The organism is Flavobacterium collinsii (assembly GCF_902804485.1).
Classification (GTDB): Bacteria; Bacteroidota; Bacteroidia; order Flavobacteriales; family Flavobacteriaceae; genus Flavobacterium; species Flavobacterium collinsii.
In genome coordinates, this window is record NZ_CADCST010000052.1 from 1 (window position 1) to 16,007 (window position 16,007).

At 35.5% G+C, this 16,007-nt stretch carries 13 protein-coding genes; 4 read left to right on the plus strand and 9 right to left on the minus strand.

Features of this window, described 5'->3' with window-relative positions:
- The coding region (locus tag FLA105534_RS01840) for a hypothetical protein (RefSeq protein WP_173964347.1) at window positions 1–1,164 on the plus strand (1,164 nt) is incomplete at its 5' end.
- A 116-nt stretch (window positions 1,165–1,280) separates the two neighbouring features.
- Here FLA105534_RS01840 and FLA105534_RS01845 read toward each other — a convergent pair.
- From FLA105534_RS01845 to FLA105534_RS01855, 3 genes are all read right to left on the minus strand, one after another.
- Entirely contained in the window at window positions 1,281–2,369 is a 1,089-nt protein-coding gene (locus FLA105534_RS01845; RefSeq protein ID WP_173964348.1) for an efflux RND transporter periplasmic adaptor subunit, read from the minus strand.
- Window positions 2,370–2,576: 207 nt separating this feature from the next.
- The gene (locus FLA105534_RS01850; RefSeq protein ID WP_173964349.1) at window positions 2,577–5,864 is read right to left on the minus strand and encodes an efflux RND transporter permease subunit; all 3,288 of its coding nucleotides are present in this window, start codon (window positions 5,862–5,864) and stop codon (window positions 2,577–2,579) included.
- A gap of 12 nt (window positions 5,865–5,876) precedes the next feature.
- On the minus strand, window positions 5,877–7,262 hold the full coding sequence (locus FLA105534_RS01855) for a TolC family protein (RefSeq protein WP_173964350.1): 1,386 nt from the start codon (window positions 7,260–7,262) through the stop codon (window positions 5,877–5,879).
- Window positions 7,263–7,427: 165 nt separating this feature from the next.
- Here FLA105534_RS01855 and FLA105534_RS01860 point away from each other — a divergent pair, with 165 nt between their 5' ends.
- A complete protein-coding gene (locus FLA105534_RS01860) occupies window positions 7,428–8,468 on the plus strand; it encodes a sensor histidine kinase (protein WP_173964351.1) in 1,041 nt (346 codons plus the stop codon).
- Window positions 8,465–9,163, plus strand: a complete 699-nt coding sequence (locus FLA105534_RS01865; RefSeq protein WP_173964352.1) for a LytR/AlgR family response regulator transcription factor — start codon at window positions 8,465–8,467, stop codon at window positions 9,161–9,163. Before FLA105534_RS01860 ends, FLA105534_RS01865 begins: the two co-directional genes overlap by 4 nt.
- A 392-nt stretch (window positions 9,164–9,555) precedes the next feature.
- Here FLA105534_RS01865 and FLA105534_RS01870 read toward each other — a convergent pair whose 3' ends face one another.
- Window positions 9,556–10,272, minus strand: a complete 717-nt coding sequence (locus FLA105534_RS01870; protein ID WP_173964353.1) for a DUF4386 domain-containing protein — start codon at window positions 10,270–10,272, stop codon at window positions 9,556–9,558.
- Between the two features lie 148 nt (window positions 10,273–10,420).
- Between FLA105534_RS01870 and FLA105534_RS01875 the strand changes: the two genes are divergently transcribed.
- On the plus strand, window positions 10,421–10,894 hold the full coding sequence (locus tag FLA105534_RS01875; RefSeq protein ID WP_173964354.1) for a hypothetical protein: 474 nt from the start codon (window positions 10,421–10,423) through the stop codon (window positions 10,892–10,894).
- A gap of 186 nt (window positions 10,895–11,080) precedes the next feature.
- Here the strand turns inward: FLA105534_RS01875 and FLA105534_RS01880 are convergent, their stop codons facing one another.
- The 5 genes from FLA105534_RS01880 to FLA105534_RS01900 form a co-directional block, all read right to left on the minus strand.
- Window positions 11,081–11,845 (minus strand): SDR family NAD(P)-dependent oxidoreductase, encoded by a 765-nt coding sequence (locus tag FLA105534_RS01880; RefSeq protein ID WP_173964355.1) that lies wholly within the window; start codon window positions 11,843–11,845, stop codon window positions 11,081–11,083.
- 196 nt (window positions 11,846–12,041) lie between these two features.
- Entirely contained in the window at window positions 12,042–12,965 is a 924-nt protein-coding gene (locus FLA105534_RS01885; RefSeq protein ID WP_173964356.1) for a helix-turn-helix domain-containing protein, read from the minus strand.
- Between the two features lie 234 nt (window positions 12,966–13,199).
- Window positions 13,200–13,760: a 2'-5' RNA ligase family protein gene (locus FLA105534_RS01890; protein ID WP_173964357.1), complete on the minus strand. Its 561-nt coding sequence runs from the start codon at window positions 13,758–13,760 to the stop codon at window positions 13,200–13,202.
- Window positions 13,761–13,804: 44 nt separating this feature from the next.
- Window positions 13,805–14,119, minus strand: coding sequence for a hypothetical protein (locus FLA105534_RS01895; protein ID WP_173964358.1), 315 nt, complete (start codon window positions 14,117–14,119; stop codon window positions 13,805–13,807).
- A 616-nt stretch (window positions 14,120–14,735) separates the two neighbouring features.
- A complete protein-coding gene (locus tag FLA105534_RS01900; protein WP_173964359.1) occupies window positions 14,736–15,692 on the minus strand; it encodes an alpha/beta hydrolase in 957 nt (318 codons plus the stop codon).
- Window positions 15,693–16,007 lie beyond the last annotated feature (315 nt).

The following is a 16,007-nucleotide window of genomic DNA, read 5'->3' on the forward strand; positions in this document are numbered from 1 at the left end:
TTATTAGATAATAAATATGAAATCATTCTAAGTTCATGTTTACTTAAGGATACCTTTATTTTTTACGATTTAGATGATTTTTGCAATAATTATTCTAGGTATAGAGATAATTTTGATGAATCATTAATATTAATTTTAAAGAGAAGTGGAGCTTCAATTTTAAAAAACAATCAGGAAATATTTACTCAAGAAAAAGCTATAATTTTTAATTTATATATATATCAAAAACTTCTAGATTTTTTAAAAGCGAATCCATTGTTTACAACTTTTTTGAATGAATCAAATAATCAGTTTATAATTATAAGCAAAGACAATGGAGTATTTCATATTGGTTATAAAAACAAAGAAGATCGTGTAGGAGATTTAGATGATCTGAAACCTACTTTTGAGGATTTAAAAGTTTTATTTGAAAAGAAAGAGTTTATACAGTTTTTTAAAGAAATTATAACCAATATAGGTATTCATGAAAAAGATATTCATGATCGTTTTTTTGAAATTATTAAAAGTTTAAAATTGCTTTTGAGTCTGGCTGAAAAAGATTATGAAAATTATGTTTTAGATTTTGCTTTTGATAAAATTAAATCGAAATTTAAAGAAGAAAGAAATAAATACTTTGAAAGTTTAGAGAAGAATATCGACGCAGTTAGTAAACAAGTTTTTGCATTTCCATTAACTTTTAGTGCAACAGTATTTGCTAGTTATCAAGTAAAAGAAAAACCATGGATTTTGGGATTGATAATTTTAGCCTATTTATTATACACAATAATTGCTTTTTATATTTTATCAATTGTAGAATATAATATTTTTTGTCTTAAAGGAGACGTTAAAAAAGAAGAAGATGAAATTAAGAATGCATATAATAAAATATATTCCGATTTTAAATTAGATTTTGAAAAAATCTGGAAGAAAATTAAAAAGCTTAACTGTCTGATGAATATTCTCAAAACTATTCTTGTCATTTTACTTCTTAGTTTTATTGTTTTTTCAAGCATTCAGGTATTAAACCCCCAAAAAGATAAGAATGTTCAAAATATAAATATTCCGACTCAGAATATTCATTTATATATTAATCGTTATAAATCTAAAAAATCAGTAGATTCTACAAAAATAAGTTTGCCTCAGGGAAAACCAGAGGTTAAAAAAGATTCTATCAAAAGGAATTAAATTAAAAAAAACAGTCCCTCCAAAAAGAGGAACTGTCCTAAGGCAAATTTTAGATTTGCACTCCGAAGAATGCGTACAGTAATTGGTAATCTACTAAAAAGAAGACAAAACGCAGGTTATTCGTTTATAACATCCCCATCCTTAGTTTCTTCGCTGGCAATTTTTACTAGTTTATCTTTTAGGTTTAAATCGCCGAAAACTTCTACTTTGTCGTCGATTTCTCTTCCTTTTTTAACGTCAATGCGGGTGGCTTTGTGGTTCAGCACTTTGATGACGAACAAACCTTCGGCTGAATTTACCAATGCCGATTTCGGAATGACAAACGTGCTGTCTTTCGCGTTAAGCGGTAATAAAACCTCGGCTACCATTCCGGGTAATAGATTGGTTTGGGTGTTGTGAACGTCCATTTCGACTCTTTCAGAACGCAGTTTTAAATCTAAAGCACCGGACATTCTGGTAATTTTAGCGGTAAAAGTGTCCGGAAGCGATTTTACATTAAAGCTCATTTCGTCGCCATTGTGTAAATATCCGGTGTACAATTCCGGTACCGAAACGGCCAAACGCAATTTATCCTGTTGCTGAATGGTCAACAAAGGTAAGTCAGAACCTTTTCCGGCAGGACCTACAAAGGTTCCTAAATTGACATTTCTGGCGGATACCACTCCGTCAAAAGGGGCACGGATTTCTAAGTACCCTCTCATAATCGAGATTTCTTTGTGTGCCGCGATGGCTGCCTGATATTGCGCGTAGTCTGAGTTTTTCTTTCCGCTGGCCATTTCTAAGTCGTTTTTAGAAATGGTTCCTTCAACTTTGCTTGTTTCGTACAAACGATTGTAGGTACTTTTGCTGGTGGCGTATATGGCTTCCATCGATTTTAATCTCGATTCGGCAGCAGCCAATTGCGAACTGATCTCCGGTGCTTCAAGAACAATTAGTAACTGGCCTTTTTTTACTTTCGAACCAATATCTACTTTCAGCAATTTTACAAAACTGCTTACTTTGGCATACAAATCTACTTGTTGAAAACCGGTTAATTCTGCCGGCAAGCGCAATTCTGTAGTCAGTTTTTCTTTGGCCAAAAGGAAAGTTTCGACTTTAGGTTCGATTTCCGCTTTAGGAGCTTCTTCTTTTTTCTTTTCGCAGCTGCTTAACACAACTAAGGTTGTAAACAATAATGCGGTTGATTTTATAATGTTACTTTTCATTTTTTTGTTTTATATAATGAATATGTTTTAAGCCGTTGCGTGTAATTTTTTTAAACACATAGAAACATAGTTGTTGAAGTTTTAAAAAGGCGTTTCACTAATTTAAATGCACATAGTTTAGCTATGTGTGGAAACTTGTTTCTTCTTCTCTCTTTTTTGACATAAAATTCTATGTTTCTATGTGTTTAAAATAATTACTCCAACAGGTTACTTTCTAACTTTCGACTTACTTATGGATGAAATATAATGGATACTTTCTTCGTCTTCAGGATCTAAAGAAACGGATTGTGTCGATGTTTTTTCCTGTGCCCATGCAAATATCTGCGGAAGGATCAACAATACGGCAAAAGTAGAAAATAATAATCCGCCGATAACCGCTCTTCCTAACGGAGAAACCTGATCGCCTCCTTCGCCGTGACCAATCGCCATTGGGAGCATTCCCGCAATCATCGCTACCGATGTCATGATAATCGGACGAAGACGTAATGCCGCGGCTTCTCTCGCAGATTCTAAGGCATTTCCGTTTATTTTTCGAAGTTGCTCGGCATTGGTCACCAATAAAACGGCATTGGCAATAGAAACTCCAACCGACATGATGATTCCCATATACGATTGTAAATTAAGGGTTGAACCTGTAAGGATAAGCATTAATAAAGCGCCTAAAACAACCGCTGGAACTGTGGTTAAGATCACCAGTGAAACTTTGAACGACTGAAAATTAGCGGCCAACATTAAGAAGATTACAAAAACGGCAACCAATAATCCGGTCTGTAAACTGCTTAATGTTTCGCTTAATACCGTACTTAGTCCAATTGGAGTAATAAATAAACCACGTGGCAATTCGCCTAATGAACTAATGGTCGATGCAACATCTTTTGTGGCCGTCCCCAAATCGGTCTGGTTGATGTTGGCCGTAACGGTAATGTATGGCATGGCCCCTAAATTGTCATTTTCACCACTTACAAAGCCGGGTGTAATTTTGGCAACGTCACTTAAAACAGGACGAAGCGAGTTTTTCAATACCGGAATTTCTCCAATATCGGTTTTGCTTTTCATTTTATTCAACGGAACCTGAACTTGTACAGAATAGGATAATCCTGCTTTTTCGTCGACCCAGTTGTTTTTTTCAGTATAACGTGACGATGAAGTCGATGCGATAAGAGAACGTGAAATATCATTCATATCAACGCCCAATTCGGCGGCACGTGTTCTGTCAATATTAATGTTCATGGCCGGATAATGTATCGGCTGACCAATTTGTACATCTCTGAAATAAGATATCGCGTTTAGTTTGTTTACAATCTGAGTGGCATATAATTCATTTCGTTTTTTGTCTTTTCCGGCAATTCGAATTTCAATTGGAGTAGGAGACCCCTGACTCAATACTTTATCGGTCAATTCGATCGGTTCAAAAGAAAGTTTAGTGTCCGGTAAAACTTTTTTCAGTCTTGCTCTTAACTCATCTTTAAACTCATCCATATCCACATGATACTCTTTTAAACTTACCTGAAAGACAGCCTCATGAGAACCTGCCATAAAGAGATATATCGGGTTGATCGAGAACAGGGAAGGGTGTTGCCCCACATAAACAGAAGAAATTCCGATATGCTCTTTACCCACCATTTTTTCTAATTCTTTCAGCACAATTCGGGCTTGTTCTTCGGTTCTTTCCAATCGTGTTCCATCAACAGCACGCATTCTTAATTGAAACTGACTTGAATTTGTTTTTGGAAAAACATCTTTTCCAATAAAACCAATTAAAACAATGGCCAAAACAGTCGCTGAAACTAAATAAACAACGGTCGTTATTTTTTTGTGCACAAACAATCGGTCTAAAGTTCGCATGAAACGAATTCTGAAACGCTCAAAAGGACTTATTTTTCCGTTATTATTAGTGTCTTCTCTTTCTACATAACTTTTTTTCTGAGTGATCAGGTTTTGTTCTGATTCGGGAGTTAAACCGCAGTCATTAAATTCGGCTTCGTCGTCGGTAATTTCAGGGCCATGTGGATGCTTTTCGTGTCCTTTCATCATCCAGTTAGCCATTACCGGCACAAAGGTTTGTGACAATAAAAACGAAATCACCATCGAAAATCCAATCGCTAAAGCTAAAGGAAGAAACAAGGCTCCGGGAATACCCACCATGGTAAATGCCGGTGCAAATACGGCGAGTATACACAGTAAGATCAATAATTTAGGCAAAGCAATTTCCTGACAGGCATCCCAAATGGCGAGTGCCTTGGGTTTTCCCATGTCGAGATGCTGGTGAATGTTTTCTATGGTTACCGTACTTTCGTCTACCAGAATTCCAATAGCAAGTGCTAGTCCGCTCAAAGACATTAAGTTGATCGTTTGTCCGAATAATTTCAGGAATAAAACTCCGGAAATAATCGAAATTGGAATGGTCATAATTACGATTAAAGCAGCACGACGGTCGCCCAGGAAAAGCATTACCATTAATCCGGTTAAAACCGCACCGATAATTCCTTCGGTAATCAAACTTTTAACGGAGTTGATTACATAAACCGACTGGTCGAATTCGTAAGATAAATTAACATCTTCCGGAAGTGTACTCTGAATTTTAGGAAGTTCTTTTTTTAATTTCTGAACCACATCCCAGGTCGAAGCATCTCCCGCTTTAGCAATACTGATATAAACCGAACGTTTTCCGTTTACCAAAGCGTAACCCGCTGTAATATCGGCACCGTCTTTTACGCTCGCCACATCGCCTAATTTTAAGTTTTGAACACCGCCTTTGAATAACGGAATCTGCTCAAAATCTTTAACTTCTTTAATCGTATTATTGGTAGGCGTAATATAATTTTTGTCGCCCATTCTCACGTTTCCGGAAGGAGCCGTCTGATTGTTTAAACGAATCGCCTCGACAATTTGATCGGGCGTCATATTGTGCGAACGCAATAGATCCGGATCTACGTTAACCTCAATAGTTCTTGGGCTTCCGCCAAAAGGAGCCGGAGACAATAAACCGGGAATCGAAGTAAAAGAAGCACGAACATAAACGTTGGCTAAATCCTGTAATTCGTTGTTCGATCTGATTTTTGAACTCAAAACCAATTGTCCGATTGGCAATGATGAAGCATCAAAACGTATGATAAAAGGAGGTTGTGTTCCCGGAGGAAAAACCGCCTGGATTCTGTTGGATAGCGCGCTCAGTTCGGCAGCGGCCTGCGCCATATTGGTTCCTTCATAATAGGTTAATTTCATAATCATTAACCCCTGAATATTTTTGGTTTCTACCGATTTGATACCATTCGAAAAAGGTAAAACGTTTACGTAGTTTTTAGCAAAATAAGCTTCCATCTGGTCGGGTGTATAACCTCCAAACGGATGCGCAATATAGATAACCGGCAAATTCATTTTCGGTAAAATATCGACCTTAATGTCTCTGATGGCACCAATTCCGAAGAAAAAGAGACCCGCAACCAATACGAGAATGGAGATGGGCTTGCGGAGTGCAAAACGTATTAAATTCATTGGGCTTTATAATTAAAATTCATTTATAAATAGGTCAAAATTTCCTGTTGCAGCGACTTTTAGTAAGTACGACTGCCACACATTATTATTGACAATATCACGATCGATTTCGGCACGATTTAAAACGTACATCGTCTGCGTTAAATCAGTCAGATCAGTTAAGCCGTTTTTGTATAAAGTCGATTTCTGAAGATAGGCTCTTTTGGCAGCATCCACTTGAATAGGTGCTTCGGCATAATTCTCTAAAGTGATTTTGATTTTATCTTCAGCAAAATTCAACTGTGATTTCAGTTCACGGTCTGCCTGGTTGTATTCTTCCTGTAGTCCCTGAGAAATAAATTTCTGAGCAGTGACTTGCTTGTTTGAACGGAAAGGAGTCGTTAAATTCCATGTAATTCCAATTCCAACTAAATAATTGGTACGATCCGGATTGACACCATCCCAGTAATTTCGGGTAAAGGCATGCTGATTTGTGGCATAGCTACTGTCAAATCCTGAAGCTCTGGTTTGCAAAACACCAAAAGCAGTCATGGTTGGATAATAGAATCTTTTGTACAATTTGACTTGCTGATTGCTGTAATCGATTTTTGTTTTATACAATTGCAATAAAGGATGAAGACTGTCTGTTGCAGTATTTTCCTTAATCAGTTCTTTTGGAATTTGAGTGACAAAAAGGGAATCGGTTACAAAATCCTGAGGAGCAACGCCCATTAGATCGACCAATTTGTTGTTTTGTTCTTTGACAAAGTTTTTGGCCAGATTCAGCGCAATTTTAGCTTTTGATACTTCGGCAGTGGCTAAAGTAGAATCGACTCCGGCTAATAATCCGTTCTTCACTCTTGCTACGGCTGTTTTTTTGAAAACCTGAGCGCGATCCAGATTTTTTTGCTGTGAAATTAACAATCTCTGACTTGCGAGTAAATTCAGATAGGCGGCAGAAATTTTGATTTCCTGTTGGAATTTTTCCTGTTTCAGATCCTTTTCTTTGGCCTGAACATCAATTTTAGATAAATTGATTTTTTCCTGTGTTTTTCCGAAAGTGAAAAAATCCCAGTTCATGTTGACCAGATAAAGTGCGCCAAATGCCGAATTCCAGTTTTGTTCCGGTAAAGGAAGCCCGGAAGAAGCTACTCCAAGACCCCCAAAACCATAAAGAGGCCCGTTTTGACCGTTTACAGTTCCGTAATCCTGTTGTGCCGATAAGTTTAGGTTGGGCAGGTAATCACGTTTAGACTGCTTAAGACTTTCGCGTGATGCATTGGTGTAATTGTTTTTTGCCTTGATGGAACCGTAGTTTTCCAAACCTGTTTTTATGGCTTCTTTTAAAGACAGAGTTTGAGCATAACTACCACAGGCAAAAATCAAGAAAACTAATAAAGTAATTTTTTTGAAGTACATAAAATTAGTGGTATGAATTTGATCTCTCAAAATTATTTCACTTGCACGGATAAAAGCTTTCTTAAATGATGTAATGCGATTATAAATGACCAATTCAATTGGTCATTTATTGGAAATAAAAACTAAAAAAATGTGGTTAATTTGTAAACTATTTAAGTTTTAAGAATGAATAAAGAACTGGAAAACATATTGGATCACAAATGGTGGCAGGAAATTGCCGTTGTTGCCTTTTCATTTACTATTTATACCTTAAAAAACGACTGGATGTTGTTCAGTTCGTTTACCTCCATCTTAATGGGCATTTTTTTCTATTTAATTTTATATTTTCATGCCCAATTCAACCGTTTCTTTTTACTTCCCATACTTTTTAAAAAACAGCGCCCTGTAACTTATATTTTTCTGACACTGGCGGGAGTATTACTCTTTTCGGTTGTTTTGTATGAGGTTACCAGTCTGGAAATGTTTAGTAACTGTCGTCTGTACCAAAACTCGCATCAGCGCAGTTATGTGTATCAACTGGCCAGTGTTTTAGGGACTTTAGTTTGTATATTGAGTCCGATAATTGTTTTTAAGTTTTACAGAATCCACAAGAGACAGACCGATGAGACTCTTTTGTTCAACCAAATGCAATTGAATTCGTTAAAAGGACAATTGAATCCGCACTTTTTATTCAATACCTTTAATACGCTGTACGGAATTAGTCTCGAGTTTCCCGACAGAACGCCGGATTTAATCATGAAAGTATCACAGTTGATGCGTTATCAGCTTGAAAGCAATAACAAACAATGTGTGTCTCTGGAAGACGAACTCGAGTTTATAAACAGTTATGTTCAACTTGAAAAAGAAAGAGTAGGGTATCGCTGTGAGATTACGTACGATTGTAAAATCGACAATGAAAATGCCTATAAAGTATCGCCCATGCTGTTGATTGCGTTTATCGAAAATGCATTCAAACACGGAACTTGTGCGATAGAAAAATGTTTTGTGAGAATCATCATTACGGTCGAGAACGGGTTGCTTCATTTGCATGTCGTAAATTCCATTCCGAAGAAAAAAACCGATGTTGTTTCGACTAAGATTGGTTTAAAAAACACCATTGAGCGCTTGAATCTGATTTATGGTAAAGCGTATAAATTAGACATTCAGGACGATAAAAATACTTATATCGTAGATTTGAAACTGCAATTGAAAAAGTTTGTAGAATGAGAGAACCTAAAAAATGTATAATTGTCGATGATGAACCGGCAGCGCATTATGTGCTGGCGAATTACATCAAGCAAAATCCGCAATTAGAATTGGTTTTTCAAGGCTTTAACGGTATTGAAGCAATGGATTATTTAAGAGACCATCCTGTTGATTTGATGTTTCTGGACATCAATATGCCCGAGATTTCAGGGATGGAACTACTGAAGATTATTCCAACGCATCCCAGTACAATTTTAACTACTGCTTATTCTGAGTATGCCCTTGAAAGTTACGATTACGGTGTTATAGATTACCTGCTCAAACCCATTTATTTCCCCAGATTCCTCAAAGCAATCGATCGTTTTTTTGCTACGGAAAATGGTAAAATGAAAACCGAAGAAACAGTCGTAAGTAGTGTGACAGTGAAAGTTGACGGTTACTTTATCGACATAGAATTAGACCAGCTTTTGTTTGCACAGAGTTTTGGCAATTATGTGAAACTGCATACAACAAAAAGAACATATCTGGCTTCTATTACAACCAGTGAATTTGAGAAATGTTTGCCCGAGAAGAATTTTATGCGCATTCATAAATCGTATATCGTAGCACTGGATAAAATTGAAACAACGGACAAAGATTTCGTAGTGATTAAAAATGAAAGGCTGCCAATTGGTATTACGTATAAAAGAGAACTATCGGATCGATTGAAAAAATGATACTGATACCAAAATTTGGACAGAAATATAAAAAAAATATAAAAAACCGGAAATAAGGAAGCTTACTAATTCAATTATTTCAAAAAGAAGCCTGCTAAGAAGTAATTCCGGCAGGCTTTTTTGATTGTATTCCAAATAATATACTTTTGTTAGGATCTAAAATAATAATGATAAATTATAGGATAAAAGAATTAAAAAAAGTCTGCGTAAATCTGCGTGAAAAATTTTTAACACATAGAAACATAGATTTTTTTGATGTGCTTAGAAGTCGTTATAAAAGAAAAATATTTCTTTCACATAGCGCTATGAGTCTATATTTGAAGTGTAACGCCTTTTTACGCGTACAAAATCTATGTTTCTATGTGTTAATAAAAATATGAGCAACGGATTGATTATGCTATTTTTTCTTTCCAGACCGGCAATTTTACCCCTTTAAAAACAAGCCATAAACTAAGTGACAATTCGGCAATCAAACATGGCATCAATAAAATTATACTTGAAAGTTTCGGGATCAGAATTAAGAAGAAACTATTGGTAAGGTAACAAATTCCCGCCAGACTCATTAAAACTCCAATTGCCTTTGGTAAATAACCTGATTTAAAGATCAGATAGCCCTCCAGTAAACAAACAAATCCAAAAAAGATCAATCCGATTCCGAAACCAAAATCATGCAGTTTGATCGAAAGATAAGATAAGGTATGCAACTGATCGGGGCTGAAAGATTTTAAATATTCGGCATCTCCCAGAAAGAACAATGCTGCTAAAAGATTCAGTTTATTGGCTACTAAAACGGCAGTTTGAATCAAATTAAATGATAAATTTAAGAGTGCCAGTTTTCGGTTTACGGGTTTTAGTAAGTAATAAAGAATGATCATTACTGGTAAATCACAAATTTGCATGATGAGATCTGCAGTAATACCAATTTTCCATAAAAATGGCGAATGTATAATGTTATTGGCGGTTGCGTTGGCATCTCCGGATACAAATAATTTGTTTCTAACAAAAGTCTCTGCGAAGAATCCCATGACAATGATCACCAGATATAAGGCTCCGGCGATGCGGGCATATAGTTGTGGTGAAGTTTCAAAATTTTTCAGGTTAGTGTTCATTTTGTGGTTTTGGTTTTTCGTAAGACGTCTGACACAGAACATTGTTACCGTTTATTTTAACATTTTTTTATAATATCATTTTTTCTTCGGATTAAAGTAGTAATTTTAATACGTTATTTTAAGGGATAATAATTTAAAATTGAGTCGTATGAAAAAACTGTTCCTAATGATTACCTTTTTATATAGCAGCTTTTTAATTGGTCAGAATGAAGTTTATCCGAACAAAGTTGTGACTCCACCCGAAAAAGTAGTGTTTACTTTTCAGAAAGAATATCCGGATAAAGTTCCGGTATGGACTTTGAAATACGTTGGAGATGATGATGACGAAATTCGATATGAGGCTAAATTCAAAAAGGATAAAAATACGAATGCGTTGGCAGTTTATGATAATTTAGGAGTTCTAAAAGCCTTTGAATTGCAGATTCCGCTAAGTCAGTTGCCACAAAAAGCACAAACCTATCTGAAGAAAAATTACGCTGCAAATGCTATTAAAGAAGTAGCGGTTGTCGTAGACGATAAAAACAAAACTACCTACGAGGTTGGAATTCAAAAAAACTCCAAATTCTATGATGTGGTGTTTGATAAAAATGGAGGATTTGATGTAATCATCGAGAAAGATTAAAAAAGGAATTCTTACTAAATCAATATATTGAAAATGACAGACCCAACAGATTTTAGAAATCTGTTGGGTTTTGTTTTTTTGAAGTAATGCAATAAAATATGTAAAACGAAATAGTTGAGCTCCGCATACCAAACCCGACAGGTTTAGAAACCTGTCGGGTTTAATTATAGATTCGCAAAATAAAAATTACAAATTCATTCCACCTGATACTTCGATGCGTTGTGCATTTACCCAACGTGCCTCTTCAGTACATAAAAAGGCAACTACACCACCTATATCGTCCGGTAAACCCACTCTTCCTAAGGCGGTAACCGCTGCCAGATTTTTGTTTAATTGTTCGTTGTCGCGAACCACACCACCTCCAAAATCGGTTTCGATAGCGCCCGGAGCAACTACATTGGCTCTGATTTTTCGCTCGCCCAGTTCTTTTGCCTGATATTTGGTTAAAGTTTCAATAGCACCTTTCATAGAGGCATAAGCAGCATAACCCGGAAAAGAGAATCTTGCCAGACCGGTTGAGATATTTACGATTCCACCGCCGTCATTCATGACATTTAATGCCTTTTGTGTTAAGAAAAAAGGCCCTTTAAATTGTATATTAGTCAATTGATCGAATTCGGCTTCTGTTGTTCCTGCAAATGAATTGTGGATTCCAATTCCAGCATTGTTTACTAAAAAGTCAAACTTATCCGTTTTAAAAGTACTTTTTAGAGTTTCTGCAACAGAGCTGAAAAAGCTGTCAAAAGTAGCGGAATCTGCTACATTTAATTGAAGAGAGGCTACTTTTTGTCCTAAGCTTTCAATTTCTTTTACAACCAAATCGGCTTCTTCTTTTTTACTATTATAGGTAATGATAACGTCGATTCCTTTTTTAGCAATTGCAATCGCCATATTTTTTCCTAAACCTCTGCTGCCACCTGTTACCAGAGCAATTTTTGTATGTACTGCCATTTTATTTTATGTTTTAAATTAATAAGACAAAGGTAGGGGCGAAGTAGTGTGGGGGAATTGTAAATATCAAATCGATGTTTGCGAAATTCAAATCAGATTAATGAGTTATTAGTTATTAGTTATGAATTATGAGTTATGAATTAAGTGTCAAGAGTACAAACTCAACAACTCACATTTCACATCTCACAATAAACAATTAACTACGAAAGGCCAAAGGAGTAAAGGAAGTCTGTTTTTTAAAGAAGTTGGAGAAATGGGCCAGTTCTTCAAAACCTAAAGAAAAGGCAATTTCAGAGATATTCCAGTCCGTTTGTTTTAAAAGAATTTTGGCCTCACTGGTCAGACGGCTACTGATCAATTCGGTTGTGGTTTTTCCGGTATTCTCCTTTAGAACTTTATTGAGATGATTCACATGAACAGATAATCTTTCGGCAAAATCTTTTGCGGTTCTGAGTTGTAAGCGCTGATTTGGAGATTCGATAGGGAATTGTCTTTCCAACAGTTCAGCAAATAATGAAGACACTCTGGCGGCCGAATTGTGCTTGGAATACAATGCGGTTATAGGTTGCAATTTTTGTCCGAAGTGAATTAACTCGGCAACATAATTCCGAATTAAATCGTATTTGTAAATATAATCAGAGTTGATTTCTTTTTGTATTTTGTTTAAGATCAATTCTACCTCTGTCACTTCTTCGTCGGTTAACTGAAAAATCGGATAACCGTCAGAAGCAAAAATAGGGAGTTCGTCTAAATCAATTCCGCTTTTGCTTTTCGATAGAAATTCGCTGGTAAACACACAAAATTGCCCCGATTGATTACTGTCCTGAGGCAAGTAATTGTACGGAATTTTAGGTGTTGCAAATAAAAGTCCCTGTTTTTCGATCTCGATTATTTTATCGGCATATTCAGCACGATTTTTACCTTTAATCAAACTGATTTTGTAGTAAGCGCGTCGGTCATAAGGCATAATGGCCTTTCCTTTAAGGCGTTCTAAAAGTTCTTTGATGTCAAAAATATTAAAATGACCAATTTCTTTTTGAATATCATTTGGCAACAATGAACTGGGTTCAATAGAAGAGCCTTCGGTAATATCTTTGTAAAAGGAATCCAGTGATTTCATAGCAGAGAATTGTAAAATTCAAATATACGAAAAAATGAAGTTTCAGGTTTTATGGGTTTCAAGTTTGAAGTTTCAAGTTTCAAGTTTCAAGTTTGAAGTTTCAAGTTTGAAGTTTCAGGTTTTCTACTCTTCACATCTCACATCTTGCATCTTGCATCTTGCATCTCACATCTCCCATCTCCCATCTCCCATCTCACATCTCACATCTCACATCTCACAATAAACATTTCACATTTAAAACAAAGTTCCTTGTATAAGCTCCGGCTGCGGATTACTGCCAAAAGGAATAGAATCAATTACAAAAAACTGCTTTCTTACCGGATCGAATTCACGGAGAATAATTTCTTTACAGGAAAGATCCATGGCAATTGTGGTAAAAAGCTGCGATGCTATTTTAAGATTCTCAGGAGTTAGTTTTCTACCAATAGAAATATGAGGATCACTGCTCTTTTTAAGATTTGAAAGCTGTAGTGCTTCCTGCATCTTTTTCATGATAGGTTTTAAATTTTCTTTTGATTCTTCGTTTGGAGCAATGAAAAACGCGCCGCTTTCATAAGAACCAAAACGATCCAAAAGCACCTCAAAAGGAGTAAAGCTATCACAAACTTTTATAAGTTTTTGTTTGAATTTGTCTATTTGAGAGTTGTCAATTGTAAATTCACAAATCGTAATATGTGCAATCGAATTTTTACTGTTGAACCAGCCAATTTCAGTTGCTAGAAGTTCTTTCATTAATTTGATGGCCTCAATTATTTCTAGTGAGGGATGAATGACAACTGAATATTTCTTTTCCATTTTTAGCGTTTGGTTTTGTGCAAATTTAGATAATTTGCTTGCATTTAAATTTTTCCTTTCAGATGCAATCGATATTCAATTTCTGATTTTAACAAACCGCTTCCACCTCCAAAATGTTCAATTACTTCGACATCGGGCTGCTCTTTCATACAAAAAGAGGTAAATTCTTTCTCGATATGATCTTCGATTCCGGAGCTCAAAAGAACAATGTCAATTTTGTTGTTCAGAAAATATTCCTGAGCTAATTTTTGGTCACTGAAACCAACTGCATTCCAGTTTTCAGAAGCATTAACCAGTCTTAGTAAAATCTCCAGTATGCCCTGGTTTTTTCCTAGTAGTAAGAATTCGTATGTTATCATAGTCAGTAGTTTTTAGAGGTGTTAAGGTTCTAAGTTGCTAAGGGGGTTCTGGAATATTTGTGCTTTCAGTCTTTGATTTTTTAGTGTTTTATAAAAAAAAGTATCTGACAAATGTACTATTAAAGAACTTGTTACAACTTAATCTAGAATAAGAAAACTTGCAGGTTTTAAGGATTTAATATTTCCAACTTTAGGACCTTAGCAACTTAGCAATTTAGAACCTTAGTACCTTAGCCCCTTTAAAAGAAAAACAAAAGATTTTCGACTGTTAGTATTTCGCACAGTCAATTACTTAGCGGTGTTAAAACGAAAAAGATTTTTGGAATGTGGAAAGGCGTAATGATTTCTCTAAAGTTGCTTGTACTTTTGCACCGTAGAAACCGTGGGTTTATGTCGTGTCTACCTTTTATGCGGCATATAGGTTGCTATAATTAACTGTTTTTGGAGAAACAATTTTTTAATTACAATGAAAATTTGACTTATTCATTTGATCGTGGGTATAAGCTTTGTATGAATTTGCAAGATTACAAAAGAGTCTTATTTTTATAGGGTTTTTAGATCTGGTTGGTTGGTTAACCGAGTCTAAAGACCCTTTTTTTTTGCTTTTACTTTTCTTTTATAATGGTATGTATTCATGAACTTTAAGCCATTCTTCGCAATCTCTGGTCCAAAATTTACTGGTATTGTTTACGCCCAAGCCAAAACCATGCCCGCCTTTTTCATAAAGATGTAACTCAGCCGGGACATCATTTTTTTTGAGAGCAAGATAGTAATTGATGCTATTCTCCGGTAAAACCACTGTGTCGTCTGTAGCGTGAATTAAGAAAGCTGCCGGTGTCTTTGAGTTCACTCTCTTTTCATTAGAATAAAAATCGAGTAATTCCTGTGAAGGATGGTTTCCTAATAAACTAACTTGAGAACCCTTGTGTGTAATACCATTTTGCATAGAGATTACGGGATAGATTAAAAGTGTAAAATCCGGACGTGCACTTATTTTAGAACTTGTTTCATAAGTTACATCATCATAATGAGTTGCCAAGGTGGAAGCCAAATGCCCTCCGGCAGAGAAACCCATAATGCCAATTTTGTTGCTGTCTATGCTGTACTTTGCTGCATTTTGTCTCACGTAGCGCATAGCTTCCTGTGCGTCCTGTAATGGGCCGATATTTTTGTCTTTCATGATCTGATCGCTGGGCAATCTATATTTGATGACAAAAGCCGCAATTCCTAAACTATTTAGCCAGTTGGCGACCTTCGTACCTTCTTTGTCAATCGCTAAATGCTGATATCCTCCGCCTGGGAAAATGAGAACCGCAGTTTGATTGGGTTTAGGTTCTTTTGGTAAAAAAATACTCAATGTTGGAATGGTGACTAGACTTGTGCTCTGTACTTTTCCATCTTTTACAGACTCATTTTCTATATAATTGGACGTTTTTAATTCTCCCGGAATTGCATTCCACAACGGTATTATTTGATTTTGGGCTTGTAATTTAGACTGCATGACTGTGAATAAAAATAGGGTTATGAGTATTTCTTTGGTACGATAATGTTCAAAAAATTTTATTTTTTTCATGAATTATTGGAATATTTAAGTGGATTTAAAACTGATTTCAAAAATATTTTTTTGGTTGTTTTTAAGCTTCAGTAAAAATGTAACAAATGATTTTTGCCTGCTAAGCTACAAGATTATTGAGAATTCGTCAAAAGTGAAAGTTTTTTGGACAATTTTGATACATAAAACGGACAAATTTCACACAATAGATTTTAACAAATATATTGTTTAATATGTAATTTTGAGTTCTTTTTTTTGATTGATGTGTTTAATTATTAGTTTAAATTAATTTTTTATATAATTTATTTGGAATATAAAGATTTAAAACTATATTTG

Excerpts from the sequence above, each read along its gene's own strand:
- FLA105534_RS01860 (WP_173964351.1), top strand. The coding sequence starts at position 7,428 with ATGAATAAAGAACTGGAAAACATATTGGATCACAAATGGTGGCAGGAA.
- FLA105534_RS01850 (WP_173964349.1), bottom strand. The coding sequence starts at position 5,864 with ATGAATTTAATACGTTTTGCACTCCGCAAGCCCATCTCCATTCTCGTA.
- FLA105534_RS01855 (WP_173964350.1), bottom strand. The coding sequence starts at position 7,262 with ATGTACTTCAAAAAAATTACTTTATTAGTTTTCTTGATTTTTGCCTGT.
- FLA105534_RS01875 (WP_173964354.1), top strand. The coding sequence starts at position 10,421 with ATGAAAAAACTGTTCCTAATGATTACCTTTTTATATAGCAGCTTTTTA.
- FLA105534_RS01885 (WP_173964356.1), bottom strand. The coding sequence starts at position 12,965 with ATGAAATCACTGGATTCCTTTTACAAAGATATTACCGAAGGCTCTTCT.
- FLA105534_RS01900 (WP_173964359.1), bottom strand. The coding sequence starts at position 15,692 with ATGAAAAAAATAAAATTTTTTGAACATTATCGTACCAAAGAAATACTC.
- FLA105534_RS01845 (WP_173964348.1), bottom strand. The coding sequence starts at position 2,369 with ATGAAAAGTAACATTATAAAATCAACCGCATTATTGTTTACAACCTTA.
- FLA105534_RS01870 (WP_173964353.1), bottom strand. The coding sequence starts at position 10,272 with ATGAACACTAACCTGAAAAATTTTGAAACTTCACCACAACTATATGCC.
- FLA105534_RS01865 (WP_173964352.1), top strand. The coding sequence starts at position 8,465 with ATGAGAGAACCTAAAAAATGTATAATTGTCGATGATGAACCGGCAGCG.
- FLA105534_RS01880 (WP_173964355.1), bottom strand. The coding sequence starts at position 11,845 with ATGGCAGTACATACAAAAATTGCTCTGGTAACAGGTGGCAGCAGAGGT.
- FLA105534_RS01890 (WP_173964357.1), bottom strand. The coding sequence starts at position 13,760 with ATGGAAAAGAAATATTCAGTTGTCATTCATCCCTCACTAGAAATAATT.
- FLA105534_RS01895 (WP_173964358.1), bottom strand. The coding sequence starts at position 14,119 with ATGATAACATACGAATTCTTACTACTAGGAAAAAACCAGGGCATACTG.